Raw genomic sequence first — 13,064 nt, 5'->3', positions numbered from 1 at the left:
TTTAAATTTCTTAAAGGAGGGTTGCTCCTTGATGGACGTTAACAACTTCGAGTTTATGAAAATCGGCTTGGCATCACCCGATAAAATTCGCTCTTGGTCCCGTGGGGAAGTAAAGAAGCCGGAAACGATTAACTACAGAACCTTAAAACCTGAGAAAGAAGGTCTTTTCTGTGAAAAGATCTTCGGACCTACGAAAGATTGGGAATGTCATTGCGGTAAATACAAACGTGTTCGCTATAAAGGCGTTGTTTGTGACCGTTGTGGCGTTGAAGTAACCCGTCAAAAAGTACGTCGTGAACGCATGGGGCACATTGAACTTGCTGCTCCTGTATCACACATTTGGTACTTCAAAGGGATTCCAAGCCGTATGGGTCTTGCGTTAGATATGTCTCCAAGATCTTTGGAAGAAATTATCTACTTCGCATCCTACGTAGTAACGGATCCAGGTGATACACCACTTGAGAAGAAGCAACTATTGTCTGAGAAAGAATACCGTAGCTATCGCGAGAAATACGGCTATGCTTTCCAAGCAGGCATGGGTGCGGAAGCTGTCAAAAAGCTTCTAATCGATATTGATATCGAACGCGAGGTAGAAACACTTAAAGAGGAACTCAAAACAGCACAAGGTCAACGTCGTAACCGTGCGATTAAGCGTCTAGAAGTTATGGAAGCATTCCGTAACTCGAAGAACTTGCCTGGTTGGATGGTACTGGATGTACTTCCGGTTATTCCTCCTGAGCTTCGTCCGATGGTACAGCTTGATGGTGGTCGTTTTGCGACATCCGATTTGAATGACCTCTATCGCCGTGTTATTAACCGTAACAACCGTCTTAAGAGATTGCTCGACCTAGGCGCACCGGATATCATTGTTCAAAATGAGAAACGGATGCTTCAAGAAGCGGTTGATGCATTGATTGATAATGGTCGTCGCGGCCGTCCAGTAACAGGTCCAGGTAACCGTCCATTGAAATCCCTCAGCCATATGCTGAAAGGTAAACAAGGACGTTTCCGTCAGAACTTGCTCGGTAAACGTGTTGACTACTCTGGTCGTTCCGTTATCGTAGTAGGACCTAACCTGAAGATGTACCAATGTGGTCTTCCGAAGGAAATGGCGCTTGAATTGTTCAAGCCTTTCGTTATGAAAGAGCTTGTAAATAAAGGTTTGGCTCATAACATCAAGAGTGCGAAACGTAAAGTTGAGCGCGTAAGTCCAGATGTTTGGGATGTACTAGAAGAAGTAATCAAGGAGCACCCGGTTCTTCTGAACCGTGCACCGACGTTGCATAGATTGGGTATTCAAGCTTTTGAACCGATTCTGGTTGAAGGCCGTGCTATTAAACTTCATCCGCTTGTATGTACAGCTTACAATGCTGACTTCGACGGTGACCAAATGGCCGTTCACGTACCATTATCCTCAGAAGCACAAGCAGAAGCTCGTTTGCTCATGCTGGCATCAGGTAACATTTTGAATCCGAAAGACGGTAAGCCGGTTGTTACACCTTCACAGGATATGGTTCTGGGGAGTTTCTACTTAACAACGGATAATAAATTCGCTAAAGGTGCAGGTTCCATCATTAGAACCGTACATGAAGCAGTTTCTTCCTATCAATCGGGCAAAATGGCACTGCATGCGCGTGTAGCGATCCCTGCCAGAGCATTGAACAAAACAAGCTTCACAGAGAAACAACAAAACGCGATGTTAATTACAACGATCGGTAAAATCATCATGAATGAAATCTATCCAGCTGATTTCCCATTCATTAATGAACCGACCAAAACGAACCTCTTGAACGGCATTCCGGATGCACACTTTGTTTTTGAAAAAGGTGCGGATCTGAGAGCGATCATGTTGGAACGTGACGAAAACAAAGCGGTAGGTAAAGAGTACTTAGGATCGATTATTGCTGAGTGTTTCCGTAAGTATCACACGACGCAAACGTCCATGATTCTAGATAAAATTAAAGAGCTTGGGTTCACGTATTCCACCAAAGCCGGCATTACCGTAGCTGTCTCTGACGTTGTTGTTCCAACGGAAAAAGTAGCAATCCTTAAGGAATGTGAAGAGAAAGTACGCGTAGTTACGAATCAATACCGTCGTGGTTTGATTACAGATGAAGAGCGTTATGACCGCGTAATTGCGATTTGGAGTAAGGCTAAGGATGAAATCACAGAAATTTTGATGAAATCCCTAGATAAATACAACTCCATCTCCATGATGGTTGAGTCCAAAGCACGGGGTAACAAATCTCAGATTACACAGCTTGGCGGTATGCGTGGTTTGATGGCGAATCCATCCGGTAAAATTATGGAGTTGCCGATTAAATCGAACTTCCGTGAAGGTCTGACAATCTTGGAATACTTTATTTCCACGCACGGAGCGCGTAAAGGTCTTGCCGATACAGCACTTCGTACAGCGGATTCCGGTTACTTGACTCGTCGTCTCGTAGACGTAGCACAGGATGTTATCGTTCGTGAAGACGATTGTGGAACAGATAAAGGCTTTATGGTTAGCAAAATTCAAGACGGTAAAGAGGTTATTGAGGATCTCTACGATCGTATTGAAGGACGCTATGCTTATGAGACTCTTCGTAATCCACAAACAGGCGAAGTTATTGTTCAGCGTAACGAGCTTATCGAATCAGGTATTGCAGATAAAATTATTGAAGCAGGTATCGAGAAGCTTCAAATTCGTTCTGTTCTTAGCTGCCGCACCAATCATGGTGTTTGTAAGAAATGTTACGGTCGTAACTTGGCTACTGGTCAATTCGTTGAGGTTGGTGAGGCGGTTGGTATTATTGCCGCGCAATCCATTGGTGAGCCAGGAACACAGTTGACGATGCGTACGTTCCATACCGGTGGTGTTGCCGGAGACGATATTACACAAGGTTTGCCGCGTATTCAAGAGCTCTTTGAAGCACGTAATCCGAAAGGTCAAGCGATTATTTCCGAAATCGACGGTGTCGTTAAGGAAATTCGTGAAGCTAAGGATCGTCGTGAAATCGAAGTTCAAGGTGAAGCGGAATCCAAAGTATACGCAGTTCCTTACGGATCTCGTGTACGTGTATCGTTGAATCAACAAGTTGAAGCTGGTGACGAGTTGACGGACGGATCAATCGATCCGAAAGAAATGCTTCGCATCAAAGGTATTCGCGGCGTTCAGAACTATATTCTTCAAGAAGTGCAACGCGTTTATCGTAACCAAGGGGTAGAAATTAACGATAAACATATTGAAGTTATGGTTCGTCAAATGCTACGTAAAATCCGCATCGTAGACGCGGGCGATACAACGCTTCTTCCTGGTTCATTTGTTGATATTCATGAGTACGAAGCAGCAAATAAAGTTGCTTTGTTCGCTGGTAACGAGCCTGCAGTTGCTCGCCCAATCTTGTTGGGTATCACAAAAGCTTCACTTGAAACGGATTCCTTCTTGTCCGCGGCATCTTTCCAAGAGACAACTCGTGTCTTGACAGATGCAGCGATTAAAGGGAAAGTCGACCAATTATTAGGTCTGAAAGAGAATGTTATCATCGGTAAACTAATCCCTGCGGGAACTGGTATGCCAAGATATCGTAACATTCGAATTACAAACCCTAACGAAGTTGTCGTTCATGATGAAGATTTGGAAAAAGAAACAGTTGCCGTTGAGTAAATATATAAAGAGAAGAGGTAGCCACTTGATTTGGGGTGGTTATCTCTTTTTTATTTAAAAAGGTTCTTTGTACTACTAGAAACAATTAAACTACCTCTTGACACTCGCTTGGCAAAATGATAATATATCGAAGTGTGCCTAAGTCGATATTCTTTCCTTTCTTTGAAGGGGGTGCCTTATGTCTTATGAAATAGTCAAACAGGCGAAGAATAGATGTATTGGCACGAAGAAGGTTACAAAAACAGTCGAGCAAGGTAAGGCGATAGAAGTTTTTGTTTCTAAAGATGCAGATCCGCGATTGACGATAAATCTGGTAGCTCTCTGTACGCAGAAGGGTGTGCCTGTAACCTACGTAGATTCTATGAAGATGCTAGGTAAAGCATGTGGAATTGAAGTTGGAGCTGCGGTAGCAGCTGTTGTAAATGAATAAGTGCTAAAGACGTTTTTGTTGGTGGAGTAAGTTAGCTTAAGTACTAGTGACTTTGACAACTATCCATAACAAAGACTTTCTCTTTGCTCATTTATGACTCGCCTGGATCTGTGGGCTTGCAAGAAGTACATCATGTTATGAATGTAGGGAGGAGGTGGCGATATGCCAACAATTAACCAACTAGTACGTAAAGGTCGTCAAGCGAAGGTGGATAAGTCCAAATCACCAGCTTTACAAAAAGGTTTTAACGCTTTGAAAAGAGAAGCAACGGATTTGAGCGCTCCTCAAAAACGTGGTGTCTGCACGCGTGTAGGTACTATGACTCCTAAGAAGCCTAACTCCGCACTTCGTAAATATGCACGTGTTCGTTTGACGAACCGCGTAGAGGTGACAGCTTACATCCCAGGTATCGGTCACAACCTGCAAGAACATAGCGTTGTATTGATCCGTGGTGGTAGAATTAAAGATCTTCCAGGGGTACGTTATCACATCGTGCGTGGAGCATTAGATACTTCCGGTGTTAACAACCGTAAGCAATCCCGTTCCAAATACGGTACGAAACGTCCAAAAGTTAAAAAATAAGAGATAATAATCAGGAATGATTCTTATAAGAAAGGGGGATAACTATGCCTCGTAAAGGTCCAGTTACTCGCAGAGACGTATTGCCAGATCCAATTTATAATAGCAAACTAGTTACTCGTCTTATCAATCGTATTATGGTTGATGGAAAAAGAGGGGTAGCACAAACGATTCTATACAACGCTTTTAACCTCGTGAAAGATCGTACAGGTAAAGAGCCGATGGAAGTGTTTGAAGCTGCTATCAAGAACATTATGCCAGTACTAGAAGTTAAAGCTCGCCGTGTTGGTGGAGCGAACTATCAAGTGCCTATCGAAGTTAGACCTGACCGTCGTTCGACATTAGGTTTGCGTTGGTTGGTTAACTATTCCCGTCTTCGCGGTGAGAAGACGATGGAAGAAAGATTGGCTTATGAAATTATCGATGCTAGCAATAGCACTGGTTCTTCCGTTAAGAAACGTGAAGATACTCACAAAATGGCTGAAGCTAACAAAGCTTTCGCTCACTACCGTTGGTAGAATTCTAAAACAATTAACAGAAAGGAGACATAACGACCTATGGCTAGAGAGTTCTCCTTAAAAAACACACGTAATATCGGGATCATGGCTCATATCGATGCTGGTAAAACGACAACAACAGAGCGTATCTTGTACTACACTGGTAAAGTTCACAAAATCGGAGAAGTGCACGAAGGTGCAGCTACGATGGACTGGATGGAGCAGGAGCAAGAGCGCGGAATCACGATTACTTCCGCCGCTACAACTGCGCAATGGGAAGGTCACCGCATCAATATTATTGATACCCCAGGGCACGTTGACTTTACCGTTGAGGTAGAGCGTTCCCTTCGTGTGTTAGATGGAGCAGTTGGTGTATTTAGTGCGAAAGAGGGCGTTGAGCCTCAATCCGAAACAGTTTGGAGACAAGCTGATAAATACAATGTTCCACGTATTGCTTACGTAAACAAAATGGATATCATCGGTGCAGACTTCCTGCAAGTAGTTGAATCCATGCGTCAAAAACTTGGTGCAAATGCAGTAGCTATTCAACTTCCAATCGGTGCTGAGAATGAATTCAAAGGTATCATCGATTTGGTTGATCAAGTTGCTTATATGTACAAAGATGATCTTGGTAAGGATATCGAGAAAATCGAGATTCCTGCTGAGTTCACTGATCAAGTTGCAGAACTTCGTTTGGAACTAATCGAGAAAGTTGCTGAGCTTGATGAAGAGCTTACAATGAAATATCTCGAAGGCGAAGAAATCACTGTTGACGAGATTAAAGCAGCTCTACGTAAAGGTGTCTGCGAAGTTAAAATCTTCCCAGTTATCGTAGGGTCTTCTTACAGAAACAAAGGTGTTCAATTGATGTTGGATGCAGTAATTAATTACTTGCCATCACCACTTGATGTACCTGATATTAAAGGTGTACTTGACGATGGTACTGAAGTGGTTCGTAAGTCTGCTGATGATCAACCTTTCTCAGCGCTTGCATTCAAAATCATGACAGATCCTTTCGTTGGTCGTCTTACTTTCTTCCGTGTTTACTCTGGTACCTTGAACTCCGGTTCCTATGTCTCTAACGCGACAAAAGGAAAACGTGAGCGTGTTGGTCGTATTCTTCAAATGCATGCGAACGCACGTCAAGAGATCAGCATTGTATACGCTGGTGATATTGCCGCGGCTGTTGGATTGAAAGATACAACAACTGGTGATACACTTTGTGACGAGAAAAATCCAGTTATTCTTGAGAAAATGGTCTTCCCTGAACCGGTTATCCAACTTGCTGTTGAACCGAAGACGAAAGCCGATCAAGATAAAATGGGTATCGCATTGCAAAAGCTTGCTGAAGAAGATCCTACTTTCCGTGCTTCTACAGACGAAGAAACAGGACAAACAATCATCGCAGGTATGGGTGAGCTTCACCTTGAGATCCTCGTTGACCGTATGCTTCGTGAGTTCAAAGTAGAAACCAATGTTGGTAAACCACAAGTTGCTTACCGTGAAACATTCCGTGCAGCAGCTAAAGTTGAAGGTAAATTCGTGCGTCAATCCGGTGGTCGTGGTCAATACGGACATTGTTGGGTTGAGTTCGAACCGCAAGAAGCTGGCGTAGGCTTTGTCTTCGAAAACAAAGTTGTGGGCGGATCTATTCCTAGAGAGTACATCGCACCTATTCAAGCAGGTATCGAAGAGTCCATGAAGAATGGTGTAATCGCAGGATTCCCGCTTGTGGATATCAAAGCTACAGTTGTTGATGGATCTTATCATGATGTTGACTCCAATGAAATGGCGTTCAAAATCGCGGGTTCCATGGCACTTAAAGCAGCGAAAGAAAAATGTAAACCGGTTCTTCTTGAGCCAATCATGAAGGTTGAAGTTACTGTACCTGAAGAGTACATGGGCGATGTTATGGGTGACCTTAACTCCCGTCGTGGACGTATTGAAGGTATGGATAGCCGTCATGGAGCACAAGTCATTCGTGCTAAGGTGCCTTTGTCCGAAATGTTTGGATATTCCACAACACTTCGTTCAAGAACACAAGGCCGTGGCGTTTACTCTATGGAACTTTCACATTATGAAGAAGTACCTAAGTCCATTGCAGAAGAAATTATTGCAAAAGGCAAAGGCGCTTAATATAAAAATATTAGTCACTCTAAGGAGGAATCGTTTAAAATGGCAAAGGCTAAATTTGAACGTAACAAACCGCATGTTAACATCGGGACTATTGGTCACGTCGATCATGGTAAAACAACTTTGACAGCTGCAATCACAACTGTACTGTCCAAAAGATACGGTGGAGCTGCAGTAGCATTCGACCAAATCGATAAAGCACCAGAAGAGCGCGAGCGCGGTATCACAATCTCCACAGCTCACGTTGAGTACGAAACTCCTAACCGTCACTACGCACACGTAGATTGCCCAGGACATGCTGACTATGTTAAAAACATGATCACAGGTGCTGCTCAAATGGACGGCGCTATCCTAGTAGTATCCGCAGCTGATGGCCCTATGCCACAAACGCGTGAGCACATTCTTCTTTCCCGTCAAGTAGGCGTACCATACATCGTGGTATTCCTTAACAAATGTGACATGGTTGAAGACGAAGAGTTGCTTGAATTGGTTGAGATGGAAGTTCGCGACCTTCTTAACGAATATGAGTTCCCAGGCGATGATACTCCAATCATCCGCGGTGCAGCTCGTGAAGCTCTTGCTAACCCAGAAGGTCCTTGGGCTGACAAAATCATCGAGTTGTTCGAGCAAGTTGATACTTACATCCCAACTCCTGAGCGTCAAACAGACAAACCTTTCCTTATGCCAGTTGAGGATGTATTCTCAATCACTGGTCGTGGAACAGTTGCAACTGGTCGTGTTGAGCGTGGTACTGTTAAAGTACAAGAAGAAGTTGAAATCGTTGGTATCGCTGAAGAAACTCGTAAATGCATCGTAACTGGTGTAGAGATGTTCCGTAAATTGCTTGATTCCGCTCAAGCTGGCGACAACATCGGAGCATTGCTTCGTGGTGTTGATCGTAAAGATATCGAGCGTGGACAAGTTCTTGCGAAACCGGGTTCAGTTAAACCTCACACAAACTTCACTGCACAAATCTACGTTCTAACTAAAGAAGAGGGTGGCCGTCATAAGCCTTTCTTCACTGGTTACCGTCCACAGTTCTACTTCCGTACAACTGACGTAACGGGTATCATCTCCCTTCCAGAAGGTACAGAGATGGTTATGCCAGGTGATAACATCACAGTTACAGTTGAACTTATCAACCCAATCGCAATCGAAGAAGGAACACGCTTCGCGATTCGTGAAGGCGGACGTACAGTTGGTGCGGGCGCGGTTGCTACAATTCAAAAATAATCTCTCTTTGAGAGATAGAAACATCCATCGGTTAAACGATGGATGTTTTTTTGATTTAATAATTATGCGCGGCAATTCCGTATTATTAATCAAATGGTGGACTGGAAACAGAATGCAGTAGTTTTAATAATAATCTTCTATTATAATGTAGAAACGGATTGAGGAAACGACAGACGGGCATTAGTTATATAGAGGTGGAAATCACGTTCAAATAATTATGTGCACTTGCCTAATATTTCACTTGCTTTTCGTTTTAGAATTTTATATAATATAAAGCGTTGGTCTGTGACGTTGCGATGATGCGAAAGGTTGCCGACACACCAGGCCCCTTTGCCATGGGGATGGCTGTTGGAGAATTTTCGCGGAGTATGTCCGATAATAAATTGGGCGATAGAAGGAGGGACTTTTAAATGGCAAAGCAAAAAATTCGTATCCGTTTGAAGGCGTATGATCACAGAATTATTGATCAATCAGCTGAGAAAATCGTGGAAACTGCCAAGCGTTCCGGTGCAGGTGTATCCGGTCCGATTCCGCTTCCGACAGAGAAGCAAATCATCACGATTCTTCGTGCGGTGCACAAGTACAAGGATTCGCGTGAGCAATTCGAGATGCGTACGCATAAGCGTCTAATCGATATTGTGAATCCAACACCACAAACAGTTGATGCTTTGATGCGTCTGGACTTACCGTCTGGCGTTGACATCGAGATCAAACTGTAAAACAACTATAGAGTTAACAATGGAAGGAAATGAGGTGTCAACGATGAAAGGTATCTTAGGGAAAAAACTTGGGATGACACAGTTGTTTACTCCGGAGGGTAATGTTGTTCCGGTAACTGTCATTCAAGCAGGACCATGTGTGGTACTGCAAAAGAAAGATGTGGATAACGATGGTTATGAGTCGATCCAAATCGGTTTTGATGATGTAAAAGCTAGTCGTATCATTAAACCAGAGCTTGGCCATGCGAAAAAAGCAGGGGCAACTCCTAAGCGCTACGTTAAAGAAATTCGTGGCATTCAGTTGGGTGACTATGAAGTTGGTCAAGAGCTGAAAGCAGATCTGTTTGCAGAGGGCGAATTCGTTGATGTAACGGGTACTTCCAAAGGTAAAGGTTTCCAAGGTAACATTAAAAGACATAACCAATCCACTGGGCCAATGGCACACGGATCACGTTATCACCGCGGACCAGGTTCGATGGGTTCCATTCAAGCAAACCGCGTTCCTAAAGGTAAGAAATTGCCAGGACATATGGGTAACGAAACAGTAACACTACAAAATCTTCAAATCATTAAAGTAGATGCTGAGCGTAATGTATTGCTAGTTAAAGGTTCCATTCCGGGCCCTAAAAACAGCTACGTTAGCGTGAAGTCTGCTGTGAAAAAGTAAGAAAGGAGGAAGACAGATGCCAAAAGTAGCTTTATATAATGTAACAGGTGCTCAGGTAGGAGAAGTTGAACTGTCTGACGTTGTTTTCGGAATTGAACCTCACGTTCATGCGATTCACGAAGCTGTTCTTTTGCAACAAGCAGCTGTGCGTCAAGGGACTCACAAAACTAAAGGTCGTTCAGAAGTTCGCGGCGGTGGTCGCAAACCTTGGAAACAAAAAGGTACAGGTCGTGCTCGTCAAGGTAGTATTCGTGCTCCACAGTGGAAAGGCGGCGGTACCGTATTCGGACCAACTCCTCGTAGCTATGGTTTCAAATTACCAAGAAAAGTTCGTCGCTTAGCGATCAAATCCGCTTTGTCCTCGAAACTTATCGATAACAACTTGATCGTTCTGGATCAACTACAAATGAATGCGCCGAAAACGAAAGATTTCGTAGCGATTCTGAACAACCTGAAAGTAGACACAAAAGTACTAGTTGTAGGCGTTCCTAACGACTCCAATGTTGCTTTGTCTGCTCGTAATATCCCAGGTGTGAAATTTGTTGCTGCTGATGGAGTTAATGTTCTTGATGTCATGCTTTATGACAAATTGATCTTAACACAAGAGGCTGTACAGAAAGTTGAGGAGGTGCTTGCACAATGAAAAATCCACGCGACATTATCAAGCGCCCGATCATCACTGAGCGTACAAGCGACCTAATGGCTAACAAAAAGTATGTTTTCGAAGTGGATCTTCGCGCTAACAAAACAGAAATTAAACAAGCTATCGAAGCAATCTTCAAAGTGAAAGTTACAAATGTAAACACACTCAGAATGCCAGCTAAGCCTAAACGTTATGGCAAACACTCTGGTTACACTTCCATCTGGAAGAAAGCTATCGTGTCCCTAAGCGCAGAAAGCAAAGAATTGGAATTCTTCGAAACGGTATAACCCATTTCTTGAAGTAAGGAGGAAACAGAGTGCCAATTAAAAAATACAAACCAACCTCACCAGCTCGTCGTGCGATGTCGGTTTCTACTTTTGAAGAAATCACAACATCAACACCCGAGAAATCATTGCTTGCTCCATTGTTCAAGCATGCTGGTCGTAACAACCAAGGTAAAATTACGGTTCGTCACCATGGTGGTGGACACAAGCGTAAATACCGTATTATCGATTTCAAGCGTACTAAAGATGGAATACCAGGACGCGTTGCTACAGTTGAGTACGATCCTAACCGTTCCGCGAACATCGCATTGATTCATTATGCTGATGGCGAGAAAAAATACATCATCGCTCCTAAAGGTCTTAAAGTGGACGATCGTATCGTTTCTGGACCACAAGCAGATATCAAAGTAGGTAACGCTCTTCCATTGGAAAACATTCCAGTTGGTACAGTTATCCACAACATTGAGTTGAAGCCTGGTAAAGGTGCACAATTAGTGCGCGCAGCTGGTACGGAAGCTCAATTGCTTGGTAAAGAAGAATCATACGTAACAATTCGCCTTTCATCCGGTGAAGTTCGTAAAGTTCTAAAAGTTTGCCGCGCAACAATCGGTTCTGTTGGTAACGAAGATCACGAACTAGTGAAAATCGGTAAAGCAGGACGTAATCGTTGGAAAGGCAATCGCCCTCAAGTTCGTGGGGTTGTTATGAACCCGAATGATCACCCACACGGTGGTGGTGAAGGACGCGCACCAATCGGACGTAAATCACCTATGTCACCATGGGGGAAACCGACGCTTGGTTTCAAAACTCGTAAAAAAGGTAAAGCATCCGATAAATACATTGTACGTCGTCGTACGAAGTAATCTAGGATATATGAATTTTCTTGAGGTTCAAGGAAGGGAGGAACACCCATGGGTCGCAGCTTAAAGAAGGGTCCTTTTATCGATGGACACTTACTGAAAAAAGTAGAAGACTTGAACACTTCTGGCAAGAAACTAGTTGTCAAAACGTGGTCCCGTCGTTCTACAATTTACCCGCAATTCGTTGGTCACACTTTCGGAGTATATGACGGAAGAAAACACGTGCCAGTATATGTAACGGAAGATATGGTTGGGCATAAGCTTGGTGAATTTGCTCCAACACGTACGTATAAAGGTCACGATGACGATAAGAAAACCGGAAAACGTTAATTCATTTTTAACCGAGAGGAGGTACTACCATGCAAGCTAAAGCAATATTGAACCACGCTCGGATTGCTCCTCGTAAAGCAAAGCTAGTTGTTGACTTGATTCGGGGAAAAGCGGTAGGTGAAGCGATCGCAATTTTGCGTCATACACCGAAGGCAGCTTCTCCAATTCTGGAGAAACTATTGAATTCCGCAATTGCCAATGCAGAGCATAACTATTCATTAGATCCAAACAAACTTGTTGTTTCCGAGACTTTCGTAAATCAAGGACCAACAATGAAAAGATTCCAACAACGTGCAATGGGCCGCGCTAGCGCGATCAAAAAACGTACCAGCCACATCACAATCGTGGTATCTGAAAAATAAGGAGGGGTAACGTGTGGGTCAGAAAGTACACCCGATAGGTTTTAGAATTGGTGTCATTCGTGATTGGGAGTCCAAATGGTTCGCAGAAAAAGATTTCGGAACTCTGCTGCTTGAAGACGTCAAAATCCGCGAATACTTAAAGAATAAACTTAAAGATTCTGCAGTTTCCCATATCGATATCGAGCGCGCGGCTAACCGTGTTAACGTAACGATTCATACTGCTAAGCCAGGAATGGTTATTGGTAAAGGCGGAGCTGAAGTTGAAGTTATTCGTAACTACATCGCAGCTATGTCGAACAAAAAAGTTCATATCAACATTTCTGAAATCAAACACCCAGATCTTGATGCTATCCTAGTAGCTGAAGCTGTTGCACTTCAATTGGAGCGTCGTGTTTCATTCCGTCGTGCTATGAAGCAAGCTATGCAAAGAACAATGAGATCCGGAGCAAAAGGTATCAAAGTTGCAACTAGCGGACGTCTTGGCGGTGCTGAGATCGCTCGTACGGAAGGATATAGCGAAGGAACTGTTCCACTTCATACACTTCGTGCGGATATCGACTATGGTACGGCTGAAGCAGCCACTACTTATGGACGTATTGGTGTAAAAGTATGGATTTATCGTGGAGAAGTGCTTCCGACAGCTAAGAAAAAGGCTCAGCCGGAAGGAGGAAATTAAAT

General features: G+C 43.5%; 14 protein-coding genes. All 14 read left to right on the top strand.

Annotated elements, in window-relative coordinates; translation table 11 throughout:
* Positions 1 to 28: 28 nt before the first annotated feature.
* The 14 genes from rpoC (at position 29) to rpsC (ending at position 13,062) form a co-directional block, all read left to right on the top strand.
* Positions 29 to 3,649 carry a DNA-directed RNA polymerase subunit beta' gene (gene rpoC / locus AC58PQ_RS25515; RefSeq protein ID WP_497246579.1) on the top strand — a complete coding sequence of 1,207 codons (3,621 nt, stop codon included), beginning with the start codon at positions 29 to 31 and terminating at the stop codon, positions 3,647 to 3,649.
* Between the two features lie 178 nt (positions 3,650 to 3,827).
* The gene (locus tag AC58PQ_RS25510; protein WP_477593132.1) at positions 3,828 to 4,079 is read left to right on the top strand and encodes a ribosomal L7Ae/L30e/S12e/Gadd45 family protein; all 252 of its coding nucleotides are present in this window, start codon (positions 3,828 to 3,830) and stop codon (positions 4,077 to 4,079) included.
* Positions 4,080 to 4,241: 162 nt separating this feature from the next.
* Complete coding sequence (gene rpsL / locus AC58PQ_RS25505) at positions 4,242 to 4,661, top strand: 30S ribosomal protein S12 (RefSeq protein ID WP_028557500.1); 420 nt, start codon at positions 4,242 to 4,244, stop codon at positions 4,659 to 4,661.
* Between the two features lie 44 nt (positions 4,662 to 4,705).
* Positions 4,706 to 5,176: a 30S ribosomal protein S7 gene (gene rpsG / locus AC58PQ_RS25500; RefSeq protein ID WP_028557499.1), complete on the top strand. Its 471-nt coding sequence runs from the start codon at positions 4,706 to 4,708 to the stop codon at positions 5,174 to 5,176.
* Positions 5,177 to 5,215: 39 nt separating this feature from the next.
* On the top strand, positions 5,216 to 7,291 hold the full coding sequence (fusA, locus tag AC58PQ_RS25495; protein ID WP_497246577.1) for an elongation factor G: 2,076 nt from the start codon (positions 5,216 to 5,218) through the stop codon (positions 7,289 to 7,291).
* A gap of 39 nt (positions 7,292 to 7,330) precedes the next feature.
* Entirely contained in the window at positions 7,331 to 8,521 is a 1,191-nt protein-coding gene (tuf, locus tag AC58PQ_RS25490) for an elongation factor Tu (protein ID WP_047683193.1), read from the top strand.
* Between the two features lie 410 nt (positions 8,522 to 8,931).
* Positions 8,932 to 9,240, top strand: a complete 309-nt coding sequence (gene rpsJ / locus AC58PQ_RS25485) for a 30S ribosomal protein S10 (RefSeq protein ID WP_028557496.1) — start codon at positions 8,932 to 8,934, stop codon at positions 9,238 to 9,240.
* 43 nt (positions 9,241 to 9,283) lie between these two features.
* Positions 9,284 to 9,907 carry a 50S ribosomal protein L3 gene (gene rplC / locus AC58PQ_RS25480; RefSeq protein WP_056618299.1) on the top strand — a complete coding sequence of 208 codons (624 nt, stop codon included), beginning with the start codon at positions 9,284 to 9,286 and terminating at the stop codon, positions 9,905 to 9,907.
* 16 nt (positions 9,908 to 9,923) lie between these two features.
* The gene (gene rplD / locus AC58PQ_RS25475) at positions 9,924 to 10,550 is read left to right on the top strand and encodes a 50S ribosomal protein L4 (RefSeq protein WP_477593135.1); all 627 of its coding nucleotides are present in this window, start codon (positions 9,924 to 9,926) and stop codon (positions 10,548 to 10,550) included.
* Positions 10,547 to 10,837: a 50S ribosomal protein L23 gene (rplW, locus tag AC58PQ_RS25470; protein WP_056618288.1), complete on the top strand. Its 291-nt coding sequence runs from the start codon at positions 10,547 to 10,549 to the stop codon at positions 10,835 to 10,837. Before rplD ends, rplW begins: the two co-directional genes overlap by 4 nt.
* 29 nt (positions 10,838 to 10,866) lie before the next feature.
* Positions 10,867 to 11,697, top strand: a complete 831-nt coding sequence (rplB, locus tag AC58PQ_RS25465) for a 50S ribosomal protein L2 (protein ID WP_056618285.1) — start codon at positions 10,867 to 10,869, stop codon at positions 11,695 to 11,697.
* Positions 11,698 to 11,745: 48 nt separating this feature from the next.
* Entirely contained in the window at positions 11,746 to 12,024 is a 279-nt protein-coding gene (gene rpsS / locus AC58PQ_RS25460) for a 30S ribosomal protein S19 (RefSeq protein ID WP_028557491.1), read from the top strand.
* Between the two features lie 29 nt (positions 12,025 to 12,053).
* A complete protein-coding gene (gene rplV / locus AC58PQ_RS25455; protein WP_028557490.1) occupies positions 12,054 to 12,386 on the top strand; it encodes a 50S ribosomal protein L22 in 333 nt (110 codons plus the stop codon).
* Between the two features lie 13 nt (positions 12,387 to 12,399).
* A complete protein-coding gene (rpsC, locus tag AC58PQ_RS25450) occupies positions 12,400 to 13,062 on the top strand; it encodes a 30S ribosomal protein S3 (RefSeq protein ID WP_028557489.1) in 663 nt (220 codons plus the stop codon).
* The last annotated feature ends 2 nt before the right edge of the window (positions 13,063 to 13,064 follow it).

This window comes from Paenibacillus sp. J22P143, assembly GCF_059692035.1.
This window is presented reverse-complemented; position numbering and strand designations above follow the sequence as displayed.